Here is an 18,339-nt window from a genome sequence, read left to right as displayed (position 1 = left end):
ATCATTATACTACTAGGAGGCTTTATAACATGTCTAAAGTATACAAACTTGCTATTATTGGCTGTGGCGGAATTGCAAACGGAAAACATCTACCAAGCTTGAAGAAACTTAAAAACGTTGAAATCGTTGCATTTTGCGATATCGTTGAACAACGTGCGATTGACGCAGCTGCTCAATACGGCGCAGAAGGCGCGAAAGTATACACGGATTACACGGAGCTGTTGAACGATTCTTCCATTGAAGTTGTTCACGTATGTACGCCAAACGATTCACATGCAAACATTGCCATTGCTGCGCTTGAAGCTGGCAAACATGTTATGACAGAAAAGCCTATGGCCAAAACAGCTCACGATGCACAACGTATGGTTGACGCTGCTCGCCGTACTGGCAAGAAACTTACTGTTGGCTACAACAACCGTTTCCGTCCAGACAGCCAACACTTGAAAAAATTGTGTGAAGCTGGTGAGCTTGGTGACATCTACTACGCGAAAGCGCATGCTGTTCGTCGCCGCGCAGTTCCAACTTGGGGCGTTTTCCTTGACGAAGAAAAACAAGGCGGCGGACCGCTTATCGATATCGGTACTCACGCACTTGATTTGACGCTTTGGATGCTTGACAACTACAAGCCAAAAGTAGTGCTTGGTACTTCTTACCACAAGCTTTCGCAACGTGAGAATGCTGCTAATGCATGGGGCCCTTGGGATCCTGCAAAGTTCACAGTTGAGGATTCCGCATTTGGTATGATCGTTATGGAAAACGGCGCTACAATCGTGCTTGAATCCAGCTGGGCACTTAATACACTTGAAGTTGACGAAGCAAAATGTACGTTGTCTGGTACTGAAGGCGGCGCGGACATGAAGGATGGCCTTCGCATTAATGGCGAGAAGCATAGCCGTCTATTTGCAACAAAGGTTGATCTGAATGCAGGCGGAGTTGCTTTCTACGATGGCAAAACAGAAAGCGATGCTGATCTCGAAATGAGAATGTGGCTGAAAGCTATCGAAGAGGACACTGAGCCTGTTGTTACACCAGAGCAAGCTTTTGTCGTTTCTCAAATTCTTGAAGCGATTTATGAATCATCCAAAACCGGCAAAGCCGTATATCTATAAGCTATACAAAAGGAACTGCCTCGCTTGGTCTATACAGACCTTGCAGGGCAGTTCCTTTTTTTATTCTCCTATTGAATTACTCATTAACGAAAAACGAGGCCAATAAAATGACAGGAGCATTATAATCAATCGCGTATTCATTGCTGGAATAAGAACCTCTTACGTCCAAATAGGCCATGGCAGGTGCAAGACTATCCTTGACCGCATCCAAATCAGGATCTCCTCCGTAACGATTCGGACCTCCAACGACTAAACCTGGAATCAATACTCCAGTAGCTGCATTAATGCGGTGATGAGGCTCCAGCGGGTATTGACTGCCTATTCCCGTCACATAACTAAACCCCGTTGCGCTGCGGCCAAATACATGGTGCAGCTGCTCAAGCGCAGTAGCTCTGAAGCTAGCTTCTTCAGGCTTCATTAGGTTTGCAATTAGAAGGATACAGCCATAAGCAGCTCCGGATTTCACCGATGCCCACGTGTATTCCTCTGCGTTCAATAGGTTGAAATAGCCGTCTGCTTCGGATCTTGCAACAAGCTCCTTCGCTCGATCAATTACTGCTGTACGAATAAGCTCCTTCCACTGCTCATCGGCTTTCTCCGCACGATAGTACGCCCATTGACCAAGCAGCTGGGCATTCGCCCAGTTGACCGCCTGTGGGGAGCTCTTCAACAAATAATCAAACCGACTAGTCAGCACGTCGCTATAACTGCTATTTCCCGTAGTGCGAAACAGCTCAGCAAGTGCCCACATCCTCTCTTCTGCATCGGTTTGCTTGCCATATCCGCCAGAGCCGTTATCCTGCATCGGATCCTGCCGGAAAGCAGCGGCTTCGTTTGCGCTCAAGTAACTCTGTGCTTTCTCAGCCGCAGCTAACAGTCGATTTGAAAATTTTTCGTCGAAGGGTTTATATAATCGGGACGCCAGCGCTGTTGCACCCGCAAATTGAGCGGTGCCATACGTCGACAAACCATATACATAACGAGTTTGTGTATCCGTATCTGGCGTAACAAATCCAGTCCAAGCGGAGCCGCTCACTTTATGATAAACCGCACCGTCTGCACGCTGCATGCGCAGCAACCATTCCAGCTCATAACGCACCTCTTCCAAAATATCAGGAAGCGAGGAATTAGCAGCCTTTAACCCTTCAGGGAACTTAAGCTGTTCCGCAGGAAATGCTTCTGGATTGATGTCGTATGCGAGCAGCAGCTGAGCAACTGTAACAGCTGCAGGAGGTATGTATTTCCCATAATCACCCGCGTCGTACCAGCCCCCGGATACATCTATGGGATCACCTTTATGCGATACCCCATCATCAAAGAAGATCTCTGCTTGCGCATCTTGTAAATGCCCCGCTGTCTGCTTCAGCTTCGTAATCGGATCGTCGATCGTTACGCCCGAACGCTGCAATGTATAGGATCTGAGCAGCGTAGCGAGTGCATCATGATATGGAGCATCTCCAATGACAAAAGGATAAGAACTGCCCGCCCCAGCTACCAGCAGCTTATATTCTCCAGCCGTTTGGAAGCTAGAGAAATCCGCTCTTCTTACTGTCTTTTGTGATGCTGCATCCGCAAGCGGCTCAGATAAGCTGCCCGTAAACATCGTGTTGCCATTGCTGTCTACTAACGAAAATTCCGCTCCGCTTGGCAATTCACCCTCCACGATGGCAAACTTCGCATGCGCTGTTCCATAGCCTACCTGATCCACCTTCACTTGTGTTCCTTGCTTAATTTCTGGCTGCGAGTCAGGTTCCGTTGCAATTGGCAATTCAGCATTGTTTATTGGGGCATTTCCTTGTTCCTGCTGCTTATTCAATGTATTCCCGCCTTCTGACCCTGATAACAGTCGAAATGATATCGTCACGACTAACAAAAGAATAATGATTCCGCCTATGACATACAAAGAACGTCTGCGTATACGCATCAGTCACCGCCAATTTTGATTTTGCTGCCTTATAAATTCATAGGAGCGCCATTATGATCAATAAAAAGTGCATCTGCTTCCGTTTTCCGCTCGACGATGTTCAAGATGCCAGCTGCAGATACTGTCGCATCTCCTGGCGCTTGCTCGCCTCCCATATCTGTTTTGATCCAGCCGGGATGAAGCGCATGAACAACAAAGCCTTGCGGTGCAAGCTCGTTCCGCAGCTGAGCTGAGAACATGTTCAGAGCAGACTTAGACAGCGCATACGAATAGTCGCCGCCATAAGCGCCTGTGAAGCTTCCTGCTTCCGAGCTAATATTAATGATGCTTTGCCGCTCTCCTTGACGAAGCATAGGCAAAAAATGCTTGAGCACGACGATCGGACCAAAAAGATTAGTCTGGAACGATTGCTCTACTTGCTCCAAGTCGAGCTGCTCCAGCTTCTGGTCCCGTCCCAGCAATATCGCTGCACTGTTTATAACCGCATCCAGACTGCGAACTCGGTTTTCCGCTTGCTCGGAAGCGTAGCGAACCGAATTCTCATCCGTAACATCAAGCGGCAGGATCGTTACTTGATCTGGAAATTTCGAAAGCAGCTCTTGCAAGCCCTCTGCGGATGATCCCGGGCTGCGAACCCCAGCTAGCACATAATGCCCTCTTTCGCACGCTTCACTAGCAATCGCTAAGCCAAGACCTCGATTGGCGCCTGTAATTAATATGTTCATACCGCTCATTCCTCCTGTTCATTCATCGCCTATATTGGGAAGCTCGTTATCGCATCATTTACTTTTTATCGTTTTCTAGAAGCTCCAGCATGATCTTCAAATTTTTAAAAGTATCCATATAAGCGTATCGTCCGCCGGTATACTCTCCCTTTTGAACCAATGCCATTCCGTTTTTCTCCATGGACGCTACAATTTCTTTCATGCCGTCAACGACAAACGCGATGTGATGCGGGCCTTCACCATGCTTGTCGAGATGCTCTCTCCACGTACTAGGATGTTCATCCGGCTCGATAAGCTCAAGCTGCAAGGAACCCATATCAAAAAAAGCAAGCTTGGCGCGAGCCACTGACGATTCACCATTGTATTCCGTTTGTGCTTTATCTACCGTGTCCGTCCAAAACCAATTCGGCTTTTCTATTCCAAAAAAATCGGCATACGCCTGCGACGTTGTATCAATATCATGAACTAATAGTCCAATTTGAGTTACTGTACGTGTTCCAATCAAGTTTTTATCCATGCCCGTTTCCCCCTGTAGATTGATTTTATCGTTATAAGTGCTGTAAAAGACGTATAATCACTATTCAATATCCGGATGCTCCAATTCATTGTAAATCCTTCACCTACATCCGCATTCCCCCTCTCACAAAGCTACAACACGTGAACGCGTGTTCATTCGAAAGTAAAAAATAATATGCAGTTCAAACCTGACATTAGAAGCCATTATGCAAATCATAACGACCTCTAACTACGTAGGCTTTTGTCTTAACTATGAATCTTCCCTTGCCCTTTGACAGGAATCACGGACAACAAGCTCCGTGCTTGCCGCAACCGGTTGATAGTCGCCCGAGCCATTCTCAATGCTGGAAATCAAGGTTTTCGTTAATTTGTCCATCATGTCTGCAAAATCAACCCGAATCGTCGTTAATGCCGGACTGGAATGCGCACTCAATATATGGTCATCAAAACCTACGATCGATACATCCTCCGGCACACGAATACCGGATTCCTTCAATGCTCGAATAGCTCCGAATGCAACGCTGTCATTTGCCGCAAATATCGCTGTCGGCAGCTCCATCTTGGATTTCATAAATTCCTTAATGGCCATGTAGCCGCTTGATTCGTTAAAATCTCCCGGCAGCATCCACTGCTGCACGAGCGGTAATTGATGCCTTGCCATCGCTGCTTGAAAGCCGCGCCACTTGGATGGTCCTGAGTATCTATTCATGTCTCCGTTAATCATGCCGATTCGCTTATGGCCCAAGCTGACTAAATAATCAATCGCTTGCCCTACACCCGTTTCGTTGTCAAAGTTGAACACAATACGATTGGATTCGGTTCGTCCTGGCAAGTGCTGATCCACGATTGCCACCATAAATCCTTCGGCTATAAGTTCTTCAATGAGCGGTTCATGATTCGCTGCTCCAATGAACACGCCTCCATCGATTCTGCGCTGATAGAAGCTCTCCTTAATCGTACGAGCCTCATTCTGATCTTTCATATCGTGAACGATATGAGTCAGCACATAATAGCCATGCGAAGAAGCGTTTTCAATAACCCGCGCAAGCAGCAAGCTTGAAATGCTGTCGCCGGATACTCGCCCGGAATCGGCCATAAACAAACCAATCGTTCGCGTGCGTTTGCCTGCCAGCACCTGCGCGGATAGATTAGGGTAATAATTGTATTGCTGAATGACCTTCAATACCTTTTGCTTCGTCTTCTCAGGAACATTCGCATAATTGTTAATAACACGGCTGACCGTGCTTCTGGAAACACCTGCTAGCTTAGCAATTTCCGTACTATTAATTTCCTTGCTCAATCCTAGTCCCTCTTTCCGTAAACACGCGTTTATGAAAATATGGTACCAATGTTCCGAAGCGCTGTCAATTCATAATTGCAAGCTGCTTTAAAGATATTAAAATAGAAGCAGCCTCAAAGGTTTCCCTGAGGCTGCTTCTTATATAAAAACAGCTAAGTCGAGGCTGCGGCCAGCTGCTTGGTGTATGCGTGACGATCCTCATTGAACAGCTGACCACGTGCGAATTGATCTACGATTTGCCCTTGTTTCATAATGATGATACGATCACTCATTAAACTGACAGCCGAAATATCATGCGAGATGAAGAGATATGATATGCCAAGGTCTTCCTTTAGTGAGGAGAGCAGCTTCAGTATCTGTGCCTGCACGGTTACATCAAGGCTAGAAGTTGGTTCATCACAAATGAGCAGCTTAGGCGCCAGACTTATGCCGCGTGCAATTGCAACTCGCTGTTTTTGTCCGCCGCTCAGTTCATGCGGGTATCTATCCAAATGCTCAGCCTGCAAACCGACCAGCTCCAGCAGCTTTAACGCTGTTTCTTTACGGGATAAACCTATATTGCCCAAGAAGGAAGGCCTTACCTCCTTGAAGTTATCTAGCGGTTCCATAACAGACCGCCAAATCGGCAAACGTTCGTTCAAAGCGGCTGACGGGTCCTGAAATATAACCTGAATATGCTTCCTCATCTCACGTAATTCCTTACCCTTCAAGGAGAACAACGATACCCCGCTGAGCAGTGACTCGCCGCTGTCCGGCTGCTCGAGCGCAAGCAGCAATCGGACAAGCGTGCTTTTTCCGCTTCCGCTTTCTCCAATGACTCCTAAACATTCATCTTGATAAATGGTAAGGGATACATCACGTAATGCATGTACTATTGTGCCGTTTTCCTTATACGTTTTGCTTAAATTAGCAACGGACAGAAGCTTTGTCATTTTTGTCACGCAAGCCCTCTCAGCGGGTATCGCAATGAAAGCTCATCGGCCGCCATATTCTGATGAATACGTTCAATATCCATTAAATTCGGTTTTGCTTCAAGAAGCATTCTCGTATAAGGATGGCTGGCTTCATGTCCTATTTCATCCGTACGATCAATGTCGAGGAGTTGTCCATATCTCATAACGGCGACGGTATCCGCCCGCTTTAACACATTTCGAAGATCATGTGAAATAAGCAAAACGGCACAACCCGTCTGCGCCTGCATCTGGGCAAGCAAGTCAAGTACACGCTCGCCTGCCAAAACATCCAGTGCTGTCGTTGGCTCATCTGCGATTAGCAGAGCCGGCTCCAGCATCATCGCCGACGCCAGCACTGCACGCTGAAGCTGTCCGCCACTCAGCTGAAAGGGATAACTTTCATAAACCCGCTCTGCCTGTATCCCAGCTTGCTCAAGCCATTCTAGCACCACTTGCTTCGCCTCCTTGCGCGTACAGCTGCGATGGCTGCGCAATGTCTCCGAAAGCTGATTGCCTATTTTGATAAAAGGAGTAAAGCTTCCTTGGTAATCTTGGAAGACAAAGCCGATTTTGTCGCCGCAAAGCTTCCTTCGCTTTTTTTCCGGCAACAGGCTAATGTCCTCACCGCTGAGCAAAATACGGCCTTCCGTCATCTTAAGATGATGAGGCAGCATGCCAAGCACAGCGTTTGCAGTCACGCTTTTTCCACTTCCGCTTTCGCCTACCAGCGCCAATGTTTCACCTTGATTTATTTGTAATGTCAAATCCTTCACAAGCAGTCGATGCTCCTTGCCTTTGTCTGCACATATGTACAGATTTTCGATTTGCAACACGGCTTGGTTCATTGCATCTCACCTCCGCTTAGCTTAGTACTGTTAATGGCTTCTAACATCAAACCGATCGCGTACGCCCTCACTTATCAAATTACATGAAGCCACGACGAGCATAATCGCAAGTCCCGGGTAAAGCATGAGCGAAGGATTCGACTCGAAGTAAGGCCTTCCGTCATTCAACATCGCCCCCCATTCCGGAGACGGAGGTTGTGCGCCTAATCCTACATAGGAGAGCGAAGCAATAATTAAAATAATTTTTCCGATGTCGAGTGCCGCAAGTACGATGATCGGCGAAATGATATGAGGCAGCAGATGACGCCAAATCAATTTCCAGCTGCTGCAGCCTGCTGCCCGAGCCGCGAGCACATAATCCTTCTCCCGCTCAGACAACACAATACCGCGAACAACACGAGCGTAATTAATCCAACTGACAACGACAATGGATATCATCAAGTTTTTTAGGCTGGGACCAAGAAAGCCGGTAAATGCGATCGCCAAAATAAACTCAGGAAATGCGCCGATAGCATCTACGATTCTCATTAAGACGATATCAAACCGCCCGCGCTTATAACCAGACAGCAGTCCGATTGGAATACCAATGATCATTGCGGCGGCAAGCGTTAGCGCGGCAATGCCTAATGTTGTCTCAGCACCAACAGCAAGTCTAGTGAAAAGACATCTTCCCAAATGATCCGTTCCGAGCGGATACTGCCAGCTTGGCGCCAGCAGACGCTCAGATAGATTGACAGTCAGCGGATCATTTTGCCAAATAAGCGGCTCTATCATTACGATCACTACAAGGAGCGTAAGCATAGCAATTCCAATAACAGTTAGCGGGTGATTGCGAATGGAACGGTTTCGCTTCCAGCTAGCTTCATTAACATTTACATTCGTTATCGTCGGCCTCACAGCGGCTTCTCCTTCCGAATACGGATACGCGGATCAAGAACTCCATAGCTTATATCGACGAGCAAATTCACGCTGACAACAAGCAGGCCCATCAGTAATACAAAACCTTGAACAATAGGATAATCGCGCTCGAATATAGCAGATACAGCCATCGTTCCAAGTCCTGGCCAAGAGTATAGCGTCTCTGTGACGACAGAGCCTGCAAGCAGGCTGCCAATGCTCATCCCGCAAACGGTAATAATTGGCAGCAAGGCAGCACGCAGCGCATGCAGTGACATTACCCTCCATTCCGATATACCTCTAGCACGAGCAGAACGAATGTAAGGCTGCGACATGCTCTCCAAAAGACCAGCGCGCAGTAAACGTGAATATTGCGCAGCTAAACCAATTCCTAACGTAAGTGAAGGAAGAATCATATGCAGTATGCTGCCCTTGCCCAGCATCGGCAGCCAGTGCAGCTTGTTAGCAAACAAGTAGATAAGTAGAAGTCCCAGCCAAAATAACGGCATCGAAGCACCGATTAACGAAAAGATTCGGCTAAAGTGATCTGGCAGTTTTCCTTGATATTTTGCAGACCATATTCCAAGCGGAACCGCAATAAGCACCATAAAAAATAAACCGCCTGCAGTAAGCTGTAGAGTTGAAGGCAGCCGGTACAAAATTTCATCAAGCACCGGCTTTCCTTTCATATAGGAATAACCCAAATCTAATTGCACTAATTGCAGCAGCCACATGCCATATTGCAAAATAACCGGCTTGTCGAAACCAAGCTCCTTGCGCAGCTCCTCTTCATCGTCTTGCGTTACCGTTACGGTATCCGCTTCAAGCATCAAGAGAACAGGATCGCCCGGTGCCAGCTTCATCAATATAAAAGTTAGTAAGGATAAAAAAAAGAGCACGAATACGAGCTGCAGCGCACGTTTTTTGACCATATACAGCATTACTTCACATCCAGCTGGTTTGTAATAATGTAGTACTCCTCAGGACCAGGTTTCCAGCCTGTAACACGGTTATTGACGCCAACGATGAGATTTGGATAGACGATATAGGAATGTATCACTTCGTCCATCACAACCTTTACTGCCTCTTGTGTAAAATGGGCTCTGCTTGCTAAATCATTCGTTGCGTTCAGCTTGTTCACAGCTTCGATAATGGAACGGTTCTCATAGTGAGTACCATTCAACGATCCGCCCGGCATGAGCGCCGCGTTCAAAAAATAGCCGCCATCGCCGCGCGGAGCTGACAAATTGCTATATGTAACGATGTCCCACTGTTTATTTTCACGAATATACGTATCTGCATTTTCTACGGTTGAAATATGGATGTTGATCCCTATTTTTGCCGCATCGGACTGCAGCAGCTGAGCAATTAACGAAAGCTCTGGACGAGCGCTGTACGTTGCCAGCTCAAGGTTAAGCTCCTTACCGTCGCTCTCCATTTTGCCGGCACGGTTTAGCGTAAACCCCGCTTCCATAAGCAGCTTCTGCGCTGCAGCAGAATCCGCCTCCCTAACTGCCTCTTTACTGCCAAAAGGCAGGCTGGAGTTGAATGGGCCGTTCGCGGGTGTCCCATTTCCCAGCATGATATCACGTGCTACACTTTCGCGATTAAGCAGGAGATCGATCGCTTTGCGAACCTTAATATTTTGCATTAAAGGCTTTTGTTGGTTGTATAACAAGAAATGAACCCGTAATCCAGCAATAGATTCTACGTGAAGATTGTTATCCTTCTCGATACTGGAAACAGTCTCAGCAGGTACCGAATAGACGATATCCGCTTCCTTCGATTGCAAAGCGAGCGCTCGCACGTTGCTATCCTCGTTAAATTTATATACCACGCTGTTCACTTTCGCTTTTCCGTCCCAATAGCCGTCGTAACGCTTTAATTCCACTTCAATGTTCGGTGTAAATTTCACCACTTGGAAAGGCCCAGTCCCCACTGGCGCAAGATTAAAAGCTTCTGTCCCCAACCCCTCTTCCGCCGCTACACTTATAACCGATGCGTACGGATTTACCAGCTCTGAAGGCAAGGAAGGATGTGGCTCGCTCGTTATGATTTTTAGTTCGTTTCCGTCCGCCTCCATCGCCTCAATCTTTAAAGAGCCTGCAAGCACCTGACTCGCAGCGATGCCTCGCTCAAAAGAAGCTTTTACCGCCGCCGCATCCAGTGGTGTACCATCTTGAAACGTAACCCCTTCACGAATGGTAAACAACCAGGTTACATCGTCGATCGCTTCCCATTTTGTAGCAAGCCAAGCCTTTAACTCTAACTTTTCATCCATACGAACGAGCGTCTCCACAATTCCGGCACGCAGCGTTTCCCAGCTGTTATGCGGGTCTAAGCTTGCTGTTTTAAAATTGCGTATGACCGTAATCTGTTTTATGGCTTCTCCCCCTTCTCCTTTCACCGAAACCATTTGATTTTCATTTTTTCCGCATGCAGCAAGCATTGCCGTACATAGCAAGACTGACGCCAGCAAAGAAATATACCGTTTCCTCGTTTTAAATAAGGATATCACTTTAATTCTCCTATTCTATTAAGCTTCTTGCCGTTATTGAATCGCTGAGTTCATCTGATCATTCATTGCATTCGGAAATTCATCAAGAAAAACGTTCCAGTCGAGCGGCAGCTCCTCGTCTCTCAGCAAGCAGCGGTCGAGCGATTCGGTCAGCTGCTTACGATTCATCGCAATGCCGATAAGTACAAACTTGTTAACACGATCACCATATTCCTCGTGCCATACGTTTGCCAGCTCCGGGTCTTCGAGCAATAATTCTTCTCGTTCCGCATCCGGCAATGCAGCAGCCCACAGACCAGCTGGTCCAAACTGTATGGAAGGCCCTGCTTGGCTCAAGCTTTGTGCATAGTTGTTGCGAGTCGCCAGCCATACGATACCTTTGGCCCGAACGACTTCCTCTGGCCAGCGCTCCATCCAAGCTTTAAGACGCTGCGGATGAAATGGCTTCGCACGTTCGTATACGAAGGAGGATATGCCGTACTCTTCCGTTTCAGGTGTATGTGATGGAGCTTCCAATTCCTTTATCCACCCTGCTGAACGACTAGCTTCGTCAAAATTAAATAACGACGTATTCAAAATTTCTTTCGGATTAACTTCGCCTTTGGAAGTTCGAATAAATTTGGCGCGCGGCTGCATGGTCCGGAGCACCCCTTCAAGCTCCGCCAAATCCTCATCATCAACAAGATCGCATTTGTTCAAAATTAGCACATCGCAAAACTCGATCTGATCTATCAACAAATCAACTACCTCGCGTGTATCGTCTTCTCCAACGGCTTGACTGCGATCAAGCAATGTTTCGCCTGATGCATAATCATGCCAGAAGCGATAAGCATCAACGACCGTTACCATACAATCCAGCCTGCAATATTGTGTTAAATCAATTCCTTGCTCTTCATCGATATAGGAGAAGGTCTGAGCTACGGGAACTGGCTCACCAACACCCGTTGATTCAATCAGAATATAATCAAAGCGATTTTCTTTCGCCAAGCTCTCTACTTCCTTAAGCAAATCTTCCCTAAGCGTGCAGCAAATACAGCCATTGGACATTTCGACAAGCTTTTCTTCTGTCCGTGACAAGCCGCCCCCATCTTTAATAAGACTAGCGTCTATATTCAATTCACTTAAATCATTTACAATAACAGCGACTTTCAAGCCATCGCGATTATGTAGGATATGATTCATAATCGTCGTCTTGCCAGCGCCCAAATATCCGCTCAATACAGTTACAGGCAGTTTTTTAACAGTCATCATTGGCACCTCCGGTTAATTTAAGCTTTCGTTTAAACGTAATTATTACGATTATATAGCAAATAAAAAAGCGCACTCAATTAATAGTAATCATTACGCTTAATGAGTATAACGATATTTCGCTAACTCGTCAAGATCGTATTAATTACAATTAAACAACCATGCTTTTTGTCCCATTTATTGTTTTTCCATAAAAACCAATCTTAATTGAGCATTGATTAATTTTGTTTGGAATATCTCATATCCTGCTTTTTTATAAAGCTGAATGTATTATACCCCCCATCCGAATACAATCTATATCCGTATTATCATTTAACACGACTAGTTTATTGCTGTTCGGCTCCAATAGCTTGAAAACTTGCACATTTTCCTTCTTTTTATGATTATAGTTCTACGCGTACATTCTCCATAACATAGAAAAGATTTGTTTGTAATTCTCTTTTTCTAAATCCAAGCTTCTGTACAATAAATCTTTTTTGCACGAATGCACACATGCGAGTCCACCTACTTTATTCAAGTTCATTCTCTCTATCCTTCAGTCATATCCGCCTTCTGCTTCTGGCAGTTTCTGATAGGCTTCCTTCCCTGCAACGATTTGATGAATGAACTGTCGCAGTTCCAGCAATTGTTTTGCATCCTTTGTTAACTCGCAATATTTCTCGGTCCAAGTAAATGTCTTTGATTCCCCGTTTATACTAACTTCCCAGCTGTCTTCCCCGTAAGGAGTCCGTTCACACCCTATAGCAGCAGGCTTTAAGTTTTTTGTTCCCATTATATTTATTTCTCTCATTTTCTCATAAATGCTGCGCATCTCTTCTGTCGTAAACGCAATTTTTGCAGACGCAGTCCCGTTCATTACTAAATCCTTTGTAGCTGTATCTAGAAAAGTATTAATTTCGTTTTTGTTCACTTCGCTGTATCCGTAACGCACCATGAAATCAAAATCACTTGGCATTTCTTTAGGCATATTGTTTGATTTTATAACGATATCATTTGTTGGTTGATACTGATCAACCGTGTTTATCTCTGCACTCGTCCCCTTGCTGCAACCACTTGCGATAACTGCAAATAGGAGTAAAACTGAGCATAAACGTTTCATTTTAATGCCCCCCAATTAAATTAATGCAATGTTAAAGACGTAATTGGGAGATATTAGTTGCATCTATCCATCTTGTTCCTTTGTGAAACTAATCATATCCTCGCACCTCGCTAAGTGTATGATTACTATACAAAAAAAGCCGATGACCCCTTTGCTTTGGATTCATCGACCTATTATCATTGGGCTCTCTCTGCGCTACACATTAACATTATAGGAGAGCTGCAGTTCATCCCCTGGCAGGCCGCGAATGCCCCAGTTATATTTTGGAGTTTCAAAAATTGTTATTTCGATATCTTCAGGAGAAATATGCAATTGTGCTTGAATGTGATCAAAGAGCGAACGAATAAGCTGTTTTTTGGAATCGATGGAACGACCTTCAAATACGCTTATTTCGATAATCGTATACGCTTCGGTCCGTCCAGGAGCGTAATAAAAATCTTCTTTCTCCATTGCGAAAAAACGATGAAACTTCTTATCGAGTGGCATCTTAAATACATCCACTACACAGGAATGAATAACTTCTGATAATTGTTGTTTTATCGGATTTAATTGATCCTTAAGTCCAAAAACTTTGACCTGAGCCATTCTACTAATCACGCCTTTCTTATTTCAATAGTCACTAGTTTAATATTGTATATTTAGTAAAATTATAACACACGCAATTAGAATAAATCTCCTATGCTGAGCCAAACCAAGCATGGCTTAGCAGACGAATGCCTTCTTCAATTTCAACCTCACTCATTCCGCCAAATCCAAGCCATACAAATGATGCCGGACAGCGCTCACTATCCATCCAATGTACATTTGGAGAATAAACTTTTACCCCATTTTCTGCTGCCCGTTCGATCAGCTGGCCGCTTTCTCTGTCCTTAACATCAAGCAGCAAATGCAGTCCTGATTTGCTCCCAATGACACGTACACGATCACCCATATATAGTGAAATCGCAGCAACTAAAGCTTTATGCTTCGCTTGATAAAGTCTTCTCATTTTGCGTATATGCCCAGCAAAATGTCCGCGATTCATAAACAAAAACACGGCCTGCTGAATGATAGGTGATGCAGGTTGACTGTAAACGGAAAATATCTCATCCCGCTTTTCTAGCATGTTTGTTGGAAAGACGATATAGCTTAATCGGGCCGCAGGCAAAAATGATTTCGAAAATGTCCCCAAATAAACGACACGTTCTCCTGAGTCCAATGCTTTAAGAGAGGGAATCGGCTGGCCAACATATCGGAACTCACTATCGTAATCATCCTCGATAATGACAGCGTCGTTTTGGTTTGCCCACTGGAGCAGCTTCATTCGTTTCTGTACTGACATCACCATGCCTAATGGAAATTGATGTGATGGTGTCACATACACTGCATTGACATTGCTTGATTGCAGCTCTTCTATGTTCAAACCATCAGAATCGACCGAAATGGGCGTAATTTCGCAGCCATGATTTTTGAAAATCGTTCTAACGCCATTATACCCGGGTTCTTCCATAGCTATGTTTTGCCCCCCTAGAGACAAAAACTGCAATAACATGCTTACGGCATGTTGTGTTCCTGAACAAATGATAATTTGATTCGGGCTGCACGATACTCCCCGAGATTGAAATACGTATTTTGCAATTTCTTCCCTAAGCTCCTCTTCTCCTTGTGGATGTCCATAACCCAATATTCGATAAGGGTCTCCATTTAAACCATCCGACAAACATTTCTTCCATATCTTCATCGGGAAACGATGCCATTCAATATCACCATAGTTAAAATCATACCGATACCTTTTCCAATTAATATCCTTAGTGGATCTTACTTGAACTGAATCTCGATTGGTATTCACATCCTCTAGCGGCAACACTCTTATCCCATTACGGCTTTTACTATCCACATACCCTTCTGCAAGCAGCTGCTGATAAGCAGCTTCTACAGTGTTTTTGCTAATCTTCAAATAGTGCGCCAACTCACGAATCGATGGAAGCTTAGTACCTTCAGCCATTAATCCAGATTCAATTTGATCCTTAATATACGTATACAGCTGCGAGTATAAAGGATGTTTTCCCTGCTTATCGAGTAAAGGAGTAATCTCTATCATATGCAGCACCTGACCCCATGAAATATTCGGAATCTGCCCCTTTTCACAGGGACAATTGTTCATTACTATTACATTATCATAAAGACAAAGGGTGTGCCTAACTATGTTTCCCGTAAGATTACAGAAAAGAGAGTGTACTGATCAGGGTAAAATTCAATCTTTTTTGTTAAACGCAAAAACGGGATTCCTTGGCCTATCTGCCGATGGAATCCCTTACGTTGTTCCGTTAAACTTCACTTGGCTGAACGACACTGTTTACTTTCACGGTGCTGCTGAAGGGCGGAAAATCTCCTATATCGAGCAAAATCCAGAAGCTTGTTTTACCGTAAGCGAAGAATATGGAACATTAACTGATCCCGTACCTGCTCATACCGATACCTCTTATATGAGCGTTATGATTTCTGGGCAAATACAGTTTGTTAATGAAATAGATGAGGCTGCAAAAGCTATGCAAAGCATGCTGGACAAATATGTGCCTGGCTACTATAAACAACCGTTGTCAAAATCGCATTTGGAAAAATATGAATCATCCTTGGGGAGTAAAACTAAAGTATTTAAATTAATAGCAGCTTCCATCTCTGCGAAAGAAAACGAGAAAGTAGAGAGCGCTATGTTTTATCCAGGTAAAACGGTACACAACGATTTGTAATAACGGTTAGACAACTAAAGAAATCATCATTACCGATGAGCAATCGTCAATTGGAACTTTTGCCTTGAACCGCCTTCGGGACCGTTTGGAATCGATTCCTCCAAGGGAATGAAACCAAATCTCTCATAAAGGCGCCGTGCAGGCATCCCATCTGGAATATCATCGCCAAATGTTGTGACTGTTATTTCTGAAGGAACATCAACAAGCGTTAGAACATGATTCAGCAATGCCGATGCCACGCCTTTATTTCTTGCTTTAGCGGAGACAGACAACCAGCCGATTTTGTAGCTTGGGGCATTAGATGTAGAAAGCAATAGTCCCCCTAACAGGCTGCACCCTGGCGAACCATCATTTTCCCGCACGCAGAACGCGCGATTTTGATGGATATTTCTCTCTAGTGCCAGAACAAAGTTTGGATCATCCACCATTGGGCCAAAGAGGTACTCCACCTCGGCAGCCAGCTCTAACCAACCATTTATATCTTCTAATGTTGCGATTACGACACTCATTTATTATGTCTCCCTTTAACTGCTTCCTGAACAAAAAACCGAAAGATAGACACTTTATAAAAAAGCGTCTTGTCTCTCGGGTTTTTGCTTATCTATCTATTTTATTCTAAAGCATTCTGCTTAATAACGATATAAATGGCGATCTTCCTTTTCACGAATCCATACCTGCATGAAGCCCGCATCTCGATTATCCCAAGCATAATAAGGAACAAATAAACAAGCGCTGCCTTCAGCCACTTTTCCTTTGAGAACAGTCACGCCGCCAAGCCATTCTGCTCGGTGCTCAATGAAAAGCGGGTCATGTGCTGCAATAGAAAATTCATCATAGGATAGCTCCGTATTATCAATCTGCTCCATGCAGTACACAATAGGTCCGCGCTGCAGAGCAATTCTTCCAATGTTAGCCTCCACCTCCGGCCGTGACCGAATAACTTCAACCGGCATATCCAGCTCTAATACAATGGAGTCTCCCGGCGTCCAGCAGCGATTCAGTACGAGATAACCATTTTCGATCTTTCCTTCCGATGGCTCCAACTGCTCCCCTGGAAGCGATAGCTTATATCCTCTGCACCAGCCAGGAACACGAAGCCGGATCTCGAACGTTTCCGCTCGATCCAAGCTTACCACAACTTCGATTTTTCCATCCCAAGGATACGCGGTTGTCTGCTTAAGTTTGACGGTTGTCCCACCTTTTATTTCCAAAGCAGTTTCCCCGTTCATGTATTGATTGACGACTACTCCAGCATCCGTAGCAGCATAAGCATATTGTCCAATGGATGGTAAAAATCTAACCAGGTTAGTCGGGCAGCAAGAAGTGCCAAACCAATCTACGCGGTGATGCTCGCCCTTTGATGCGAGCGGATTGACGTAAAAAAATTTGTCGCCAGACAACGAGATTCCGGCTAAAGCGCCATTGTACATCTCACGTTCTACAACATCGGCATATTTGGCATCGCCAAACAACAAGTTCATCCGGTGATTCCAAAAAACCATAGCGATCGCCGCACAGGTCTCGCAGTAAGCCGATTCATTCGGTAGATCGTAATCATGTGTAAAGCCTTCATTATGCTGAGATGGCCCTATGCCGCCTGTCACATACATATTCCTTTCAACCGTATGCGACCAAACGCGGTGCAGCGCATCAATATACGTCGGATCACCGGATGCATGCACGACATCAGCCATCGCGGTGTACAAATACATCGCTCGTACAGCGTGTCCTGTTACCTTCTCGATATCTCGAACGGGTACATCATCCTGGCAGTACGCAGGGCCCCATTCCTCTTTGTCCCAAATGGCACCTTTACCATGACCATGGCCACGTTCTTCCAGCAGCCAAAGCGCCAGCTTCCAATAACGATTCTCGCTGGTCGTGCGGTAAAGCTTCACAAGCGCAAGCTCAATTTCCTCATGCCCTTCCACCCAGTGCCGCTTGCCAGGGCCAAATACGCGATCATAATGATCAGCCATTTTGCATGCTACATCCAGCAGCTTCCGCTTGCCTGTCGCTTCGAAATAAGCAACCGCTGCTTCAATCAGATGGCCGCCATTATACATCTCGTGTTTTTCCATATCCGACCATTTGAGATCAGGCGCTTCAAGCGTGTAATACGTACTTAAATATCCATCCGCTTCCTGCGCCCCAGCTATGAGATCGATAATCCGATCGATCTCTGCTTCCAGTACTGGATCTCGATCCGTCATAAGTGCATAAGCGGCACCTTCAAGCACCTTATACACATCGGAGTCGTTATAATACATCCCTTCAAATTTGCCTTCCAGCAGTCCGCCTGCTATTGCAAAATTGTCAATTCGGCCTGTCTCCTCGCATTTGACTAAACATGCCTTCATCGTAATATTTTTGTGAATTTCCAGCCGCGGCCTCCAGAAAGCATCATTGATCTCAACTTTCGTAAAAGGCACGTTTTGCCAGCTTTTTATCGCCTTCGTTTCCGTTAATGTCATGT

The 18,339-nt window shown here is 45.4% G+C and carries 17 protein-coding genes; 2 read left to right on the top strand and 15 right to left on the bottom strand.

Annotated features, from left to right (window positions below):
- Positions 1 to 29: 29 nt before the first annotated feature.
- Positions 30 to 1,109, top strand: a complete 1,080-nt coding sequence (locus AB4Z45_RS09225; RefSeq protein ID WP_076267965.1) for a Gfo/Idh/MocA family protein — start codon at positions 30 to 32, stop codon at positions 1,107 to 1,109.
- Positions 1,110 to 1,185: 76 nt separating this feature from the next.
- On the opposite strand, the gene AB4Z45_RS09220 is transcribed toward AB4Z45_RS09225, so the two are convergent.
- From AB4Z45_RS09220 to pdxR, 13 genes are all read right to left on the bottom strand, one after another.
- A complete protein-coding gene (locus AB4Z45_RS09220) occupies positions 1,186 to 3,033 on the bottom strand; it encodes a glycoside hydrolase family 9 protein (RefSeq protein WP_441908861.1) in 1,848 nt (615 codons plus the stop codon).
- Between the two features lie 29 nt (positions 3,034 to 3,062).
- The gene (locus AB4Z45_RS09215) at positions 3,063 to 3,758 is read right to left on the bottom strand and encodes an SDR family oxidoreductase (RefSeq protein ID WP_441908860.1); all 696 of its coding nucleotides are present in this window, start codon (positions 3,756 to 3,758) and stop codon (positions 3,063 to 3,065) included.
- Between the two features lie 58 nt (positions 3,759 to 3,816).
- The gene (locus AB4Z45_RS09210) at positions 3,817 to 4,275 is read right to left on the bottom strand and encodes a VOC family protein (protein ID WP_339207600.1); all 459 of its coding nucleotides are present in this window, start codon (positions 4,273 to 4,275) and stop codon (positions 3,817 to 3,819) included.
- A 249-nt stretch (positions 4,276 to 4,524) separates the two neighbouring features.
- Positions 4,525 to 5,574, bottom strand: coding sequence for a LacI family DNA-binding transcriptional regulator (locus AB4Z45_RS09205; RefSeq protein ID WP_441908858.1), 1,050 nt, complete (start codon positions 5,572 to 5,574; stop codon positions 4,525 to 4,527).
- 152 nt (positions 5,575 to 5,726) lie between these two features.
- Positions 5,727 to 6,506, bottom strand: coding sequence for an ABC transporter ATP-binding protein (locus AB4Z45_RS09200; protein WP_441909081.1), 780 nt, complete (start codon positions 6,504 to 6,506; stop codon positions 5,727 to 5,729).
- A gap of 5 nt (positions 6,507 to 6,511) precedes the next feature.
- Positions 6,512 to 7,372, bottom strand: coding sequence for an ATP-binding cassette domain-containing protein (locus tag AB4Z45_RS09195; RefSeq protein ID WP_441908857.1), 861 nt, complete (start codon positions 7,370 to 7,372; stop codon positions 6,512 to 6,514).
- A gap of 30 nt (positions 7,373 to 7,402) precedes the next feature.
- The gene (gene nikC, locus AB4Z45_RS09190) at positions 7,403 to 8,269 is read right to left on the bottom strand and encodes a nickel transporter permease (RefSeq protein ID WP_441908856.1); all 867 of its coding nucleotides are present in this window, start codon (positions 8,267 to 8,269) and stop codon (positions 7,403 to 7,405) included.
- Positions 8,266 to 9,210 (bottom strand): nickel ABC transporter permease, encoded by a 945-nt coding sequence (gene nikB, locus AB4Z45_RS09185; RefSeq protein WP_441908854.1) that lies wholly within the window; start codon positions 9,208 to 9,210, stop codon positions 8,266 to 8,268. Before nikB ends, nikC begins: the two co-directional genes overlap by 4 nt.
- Positions 9,210 to 10,787 (bottom strand): nickel ABC transporter substrate-binding protein, encoded by a 1,578-nt coding sequence (gene nikA / locus AB4Z45_RS09180; protein WP_441908853.1) that lies wholly within the window; start codon positions 10,785 to 10,787, stop codon positions 9,210 to 9,212. Before nikA ends, nikB begins: the two co-directional genes overlap by 1 nt.
- Positions 10,788 to 10,820: 33 nt before the next feature.
- On the bottom strand, positions 10,821 to 12,035 hold the full coding sequence (locus AB4Z45_RS09175) for a GTP-binding protein (protein WP_441909080.1): 1,215 nt from the start codon (positions 12,033 to 12,035) through the stop codon (positions 10,821 to 10,823).
- 535 nt (positions 12,036 to 12,570) lie between these two features.
- Positions 12,571 to 13,134, bottom strand: a complete 564-nt coding sequence (locus AB4Z45_RS09170; RefSeq protein WP_441908852.1) for a hypothetical protein — start codon at positions 13,132 to 13,134, stop codon at positions 12,571 to 12,573.
- Positions 13,135 to 13,329: 195 nt separating this feature from the next.
- The gene (locus tag AB4Z45_RS09165) at positions 13,330 to 13,719 is read right to left on the bottom strand and encodes a tautomerase family protein (RefSeq protein WP_339207598.1); all 390 of its coding nucleotides are present in this window, start codon (positions 13,717 to 13,719) and stop codon (positions 13,330 to 13,332) included.
- 91 nt (positions 13,720 to 13,810) lie between these two features.
- Positions 13,811 to 15,214 carry a MocR-like pyridoxine biosynthesis transcription factor PdxR gene (gene pdxR, locus AB4Z45_RS09160; protein WP_441908851.1) on the bottom strand — a complete coding sequence of 468 codons (1,404 nt, stop codon included), beginning with the start codon at positions 15,212 to 15,214 and terminating at the stop codon, positions 13,811 to 13,813.
- Between the two features lie 103 nt (positions 15,215 to 15,317).
- On the opposite strand from pdxR, the gene AB4Z45_RS09155 reads away from it, so the two are divergent.
- Positions 15,318 to 15,863, top strand: coding sequence for a pyridoxamine 5'-phosphate oxidase family protein (locus AB4Z45_RS09155; protein ID WP_441908850.1), 546 nt, complete (start codon positions 15,318 to 15,320; stop codon positions 15,861 to 15,863).
- A 29-nt stretch (positions 15,864 to 15,892) separates the two neighbouring features.
- Here AB4Z45_RS09155 and AB4Z45_RS09150 read toward each other — a convergent pair whose 3' ends face one another.
- Positions 15,893 to 16,372, bottom strand: a complete 480-nt coding sequence (locus AB4Z45_RS09150; RefSeq protein WP_441908848.1) for a GNAT family N-acetyltransferase — start codon at positions 16,370 to 16,372, stop codon at positions 15,893 to 15,895.
- A gap of 120 nt (positions 16,373 to 16,492) precedes the next feature.
- Positions 16,493 to 18,337, bottom strand: a complete 1,845-nt coding sequence (locus AB4Z45_RS09145) for a glycoside hydrolase family 127 protein (protein WP_441908847.1) — start codon at positions 18,335 to 18,337, stop codon at positions 16,493 to 16,495.
- Positions 18,338 to 18,339: the final 2 nt, after the last annotated feature.

The sequence above is a fragment of the Paenibacillus sp. MCAF9 genome (assembly GCF_052114265.1).
Lineage (GTDB): Bacteria > Bacillota > Bacilli > Paenibacillales > Paenibacillaceae > Pristimantibacillus.
Note: the sequence above shows the minus strand (reverse complement) of the source record. Positions and strands in the feature narration are given on the sequence as shown.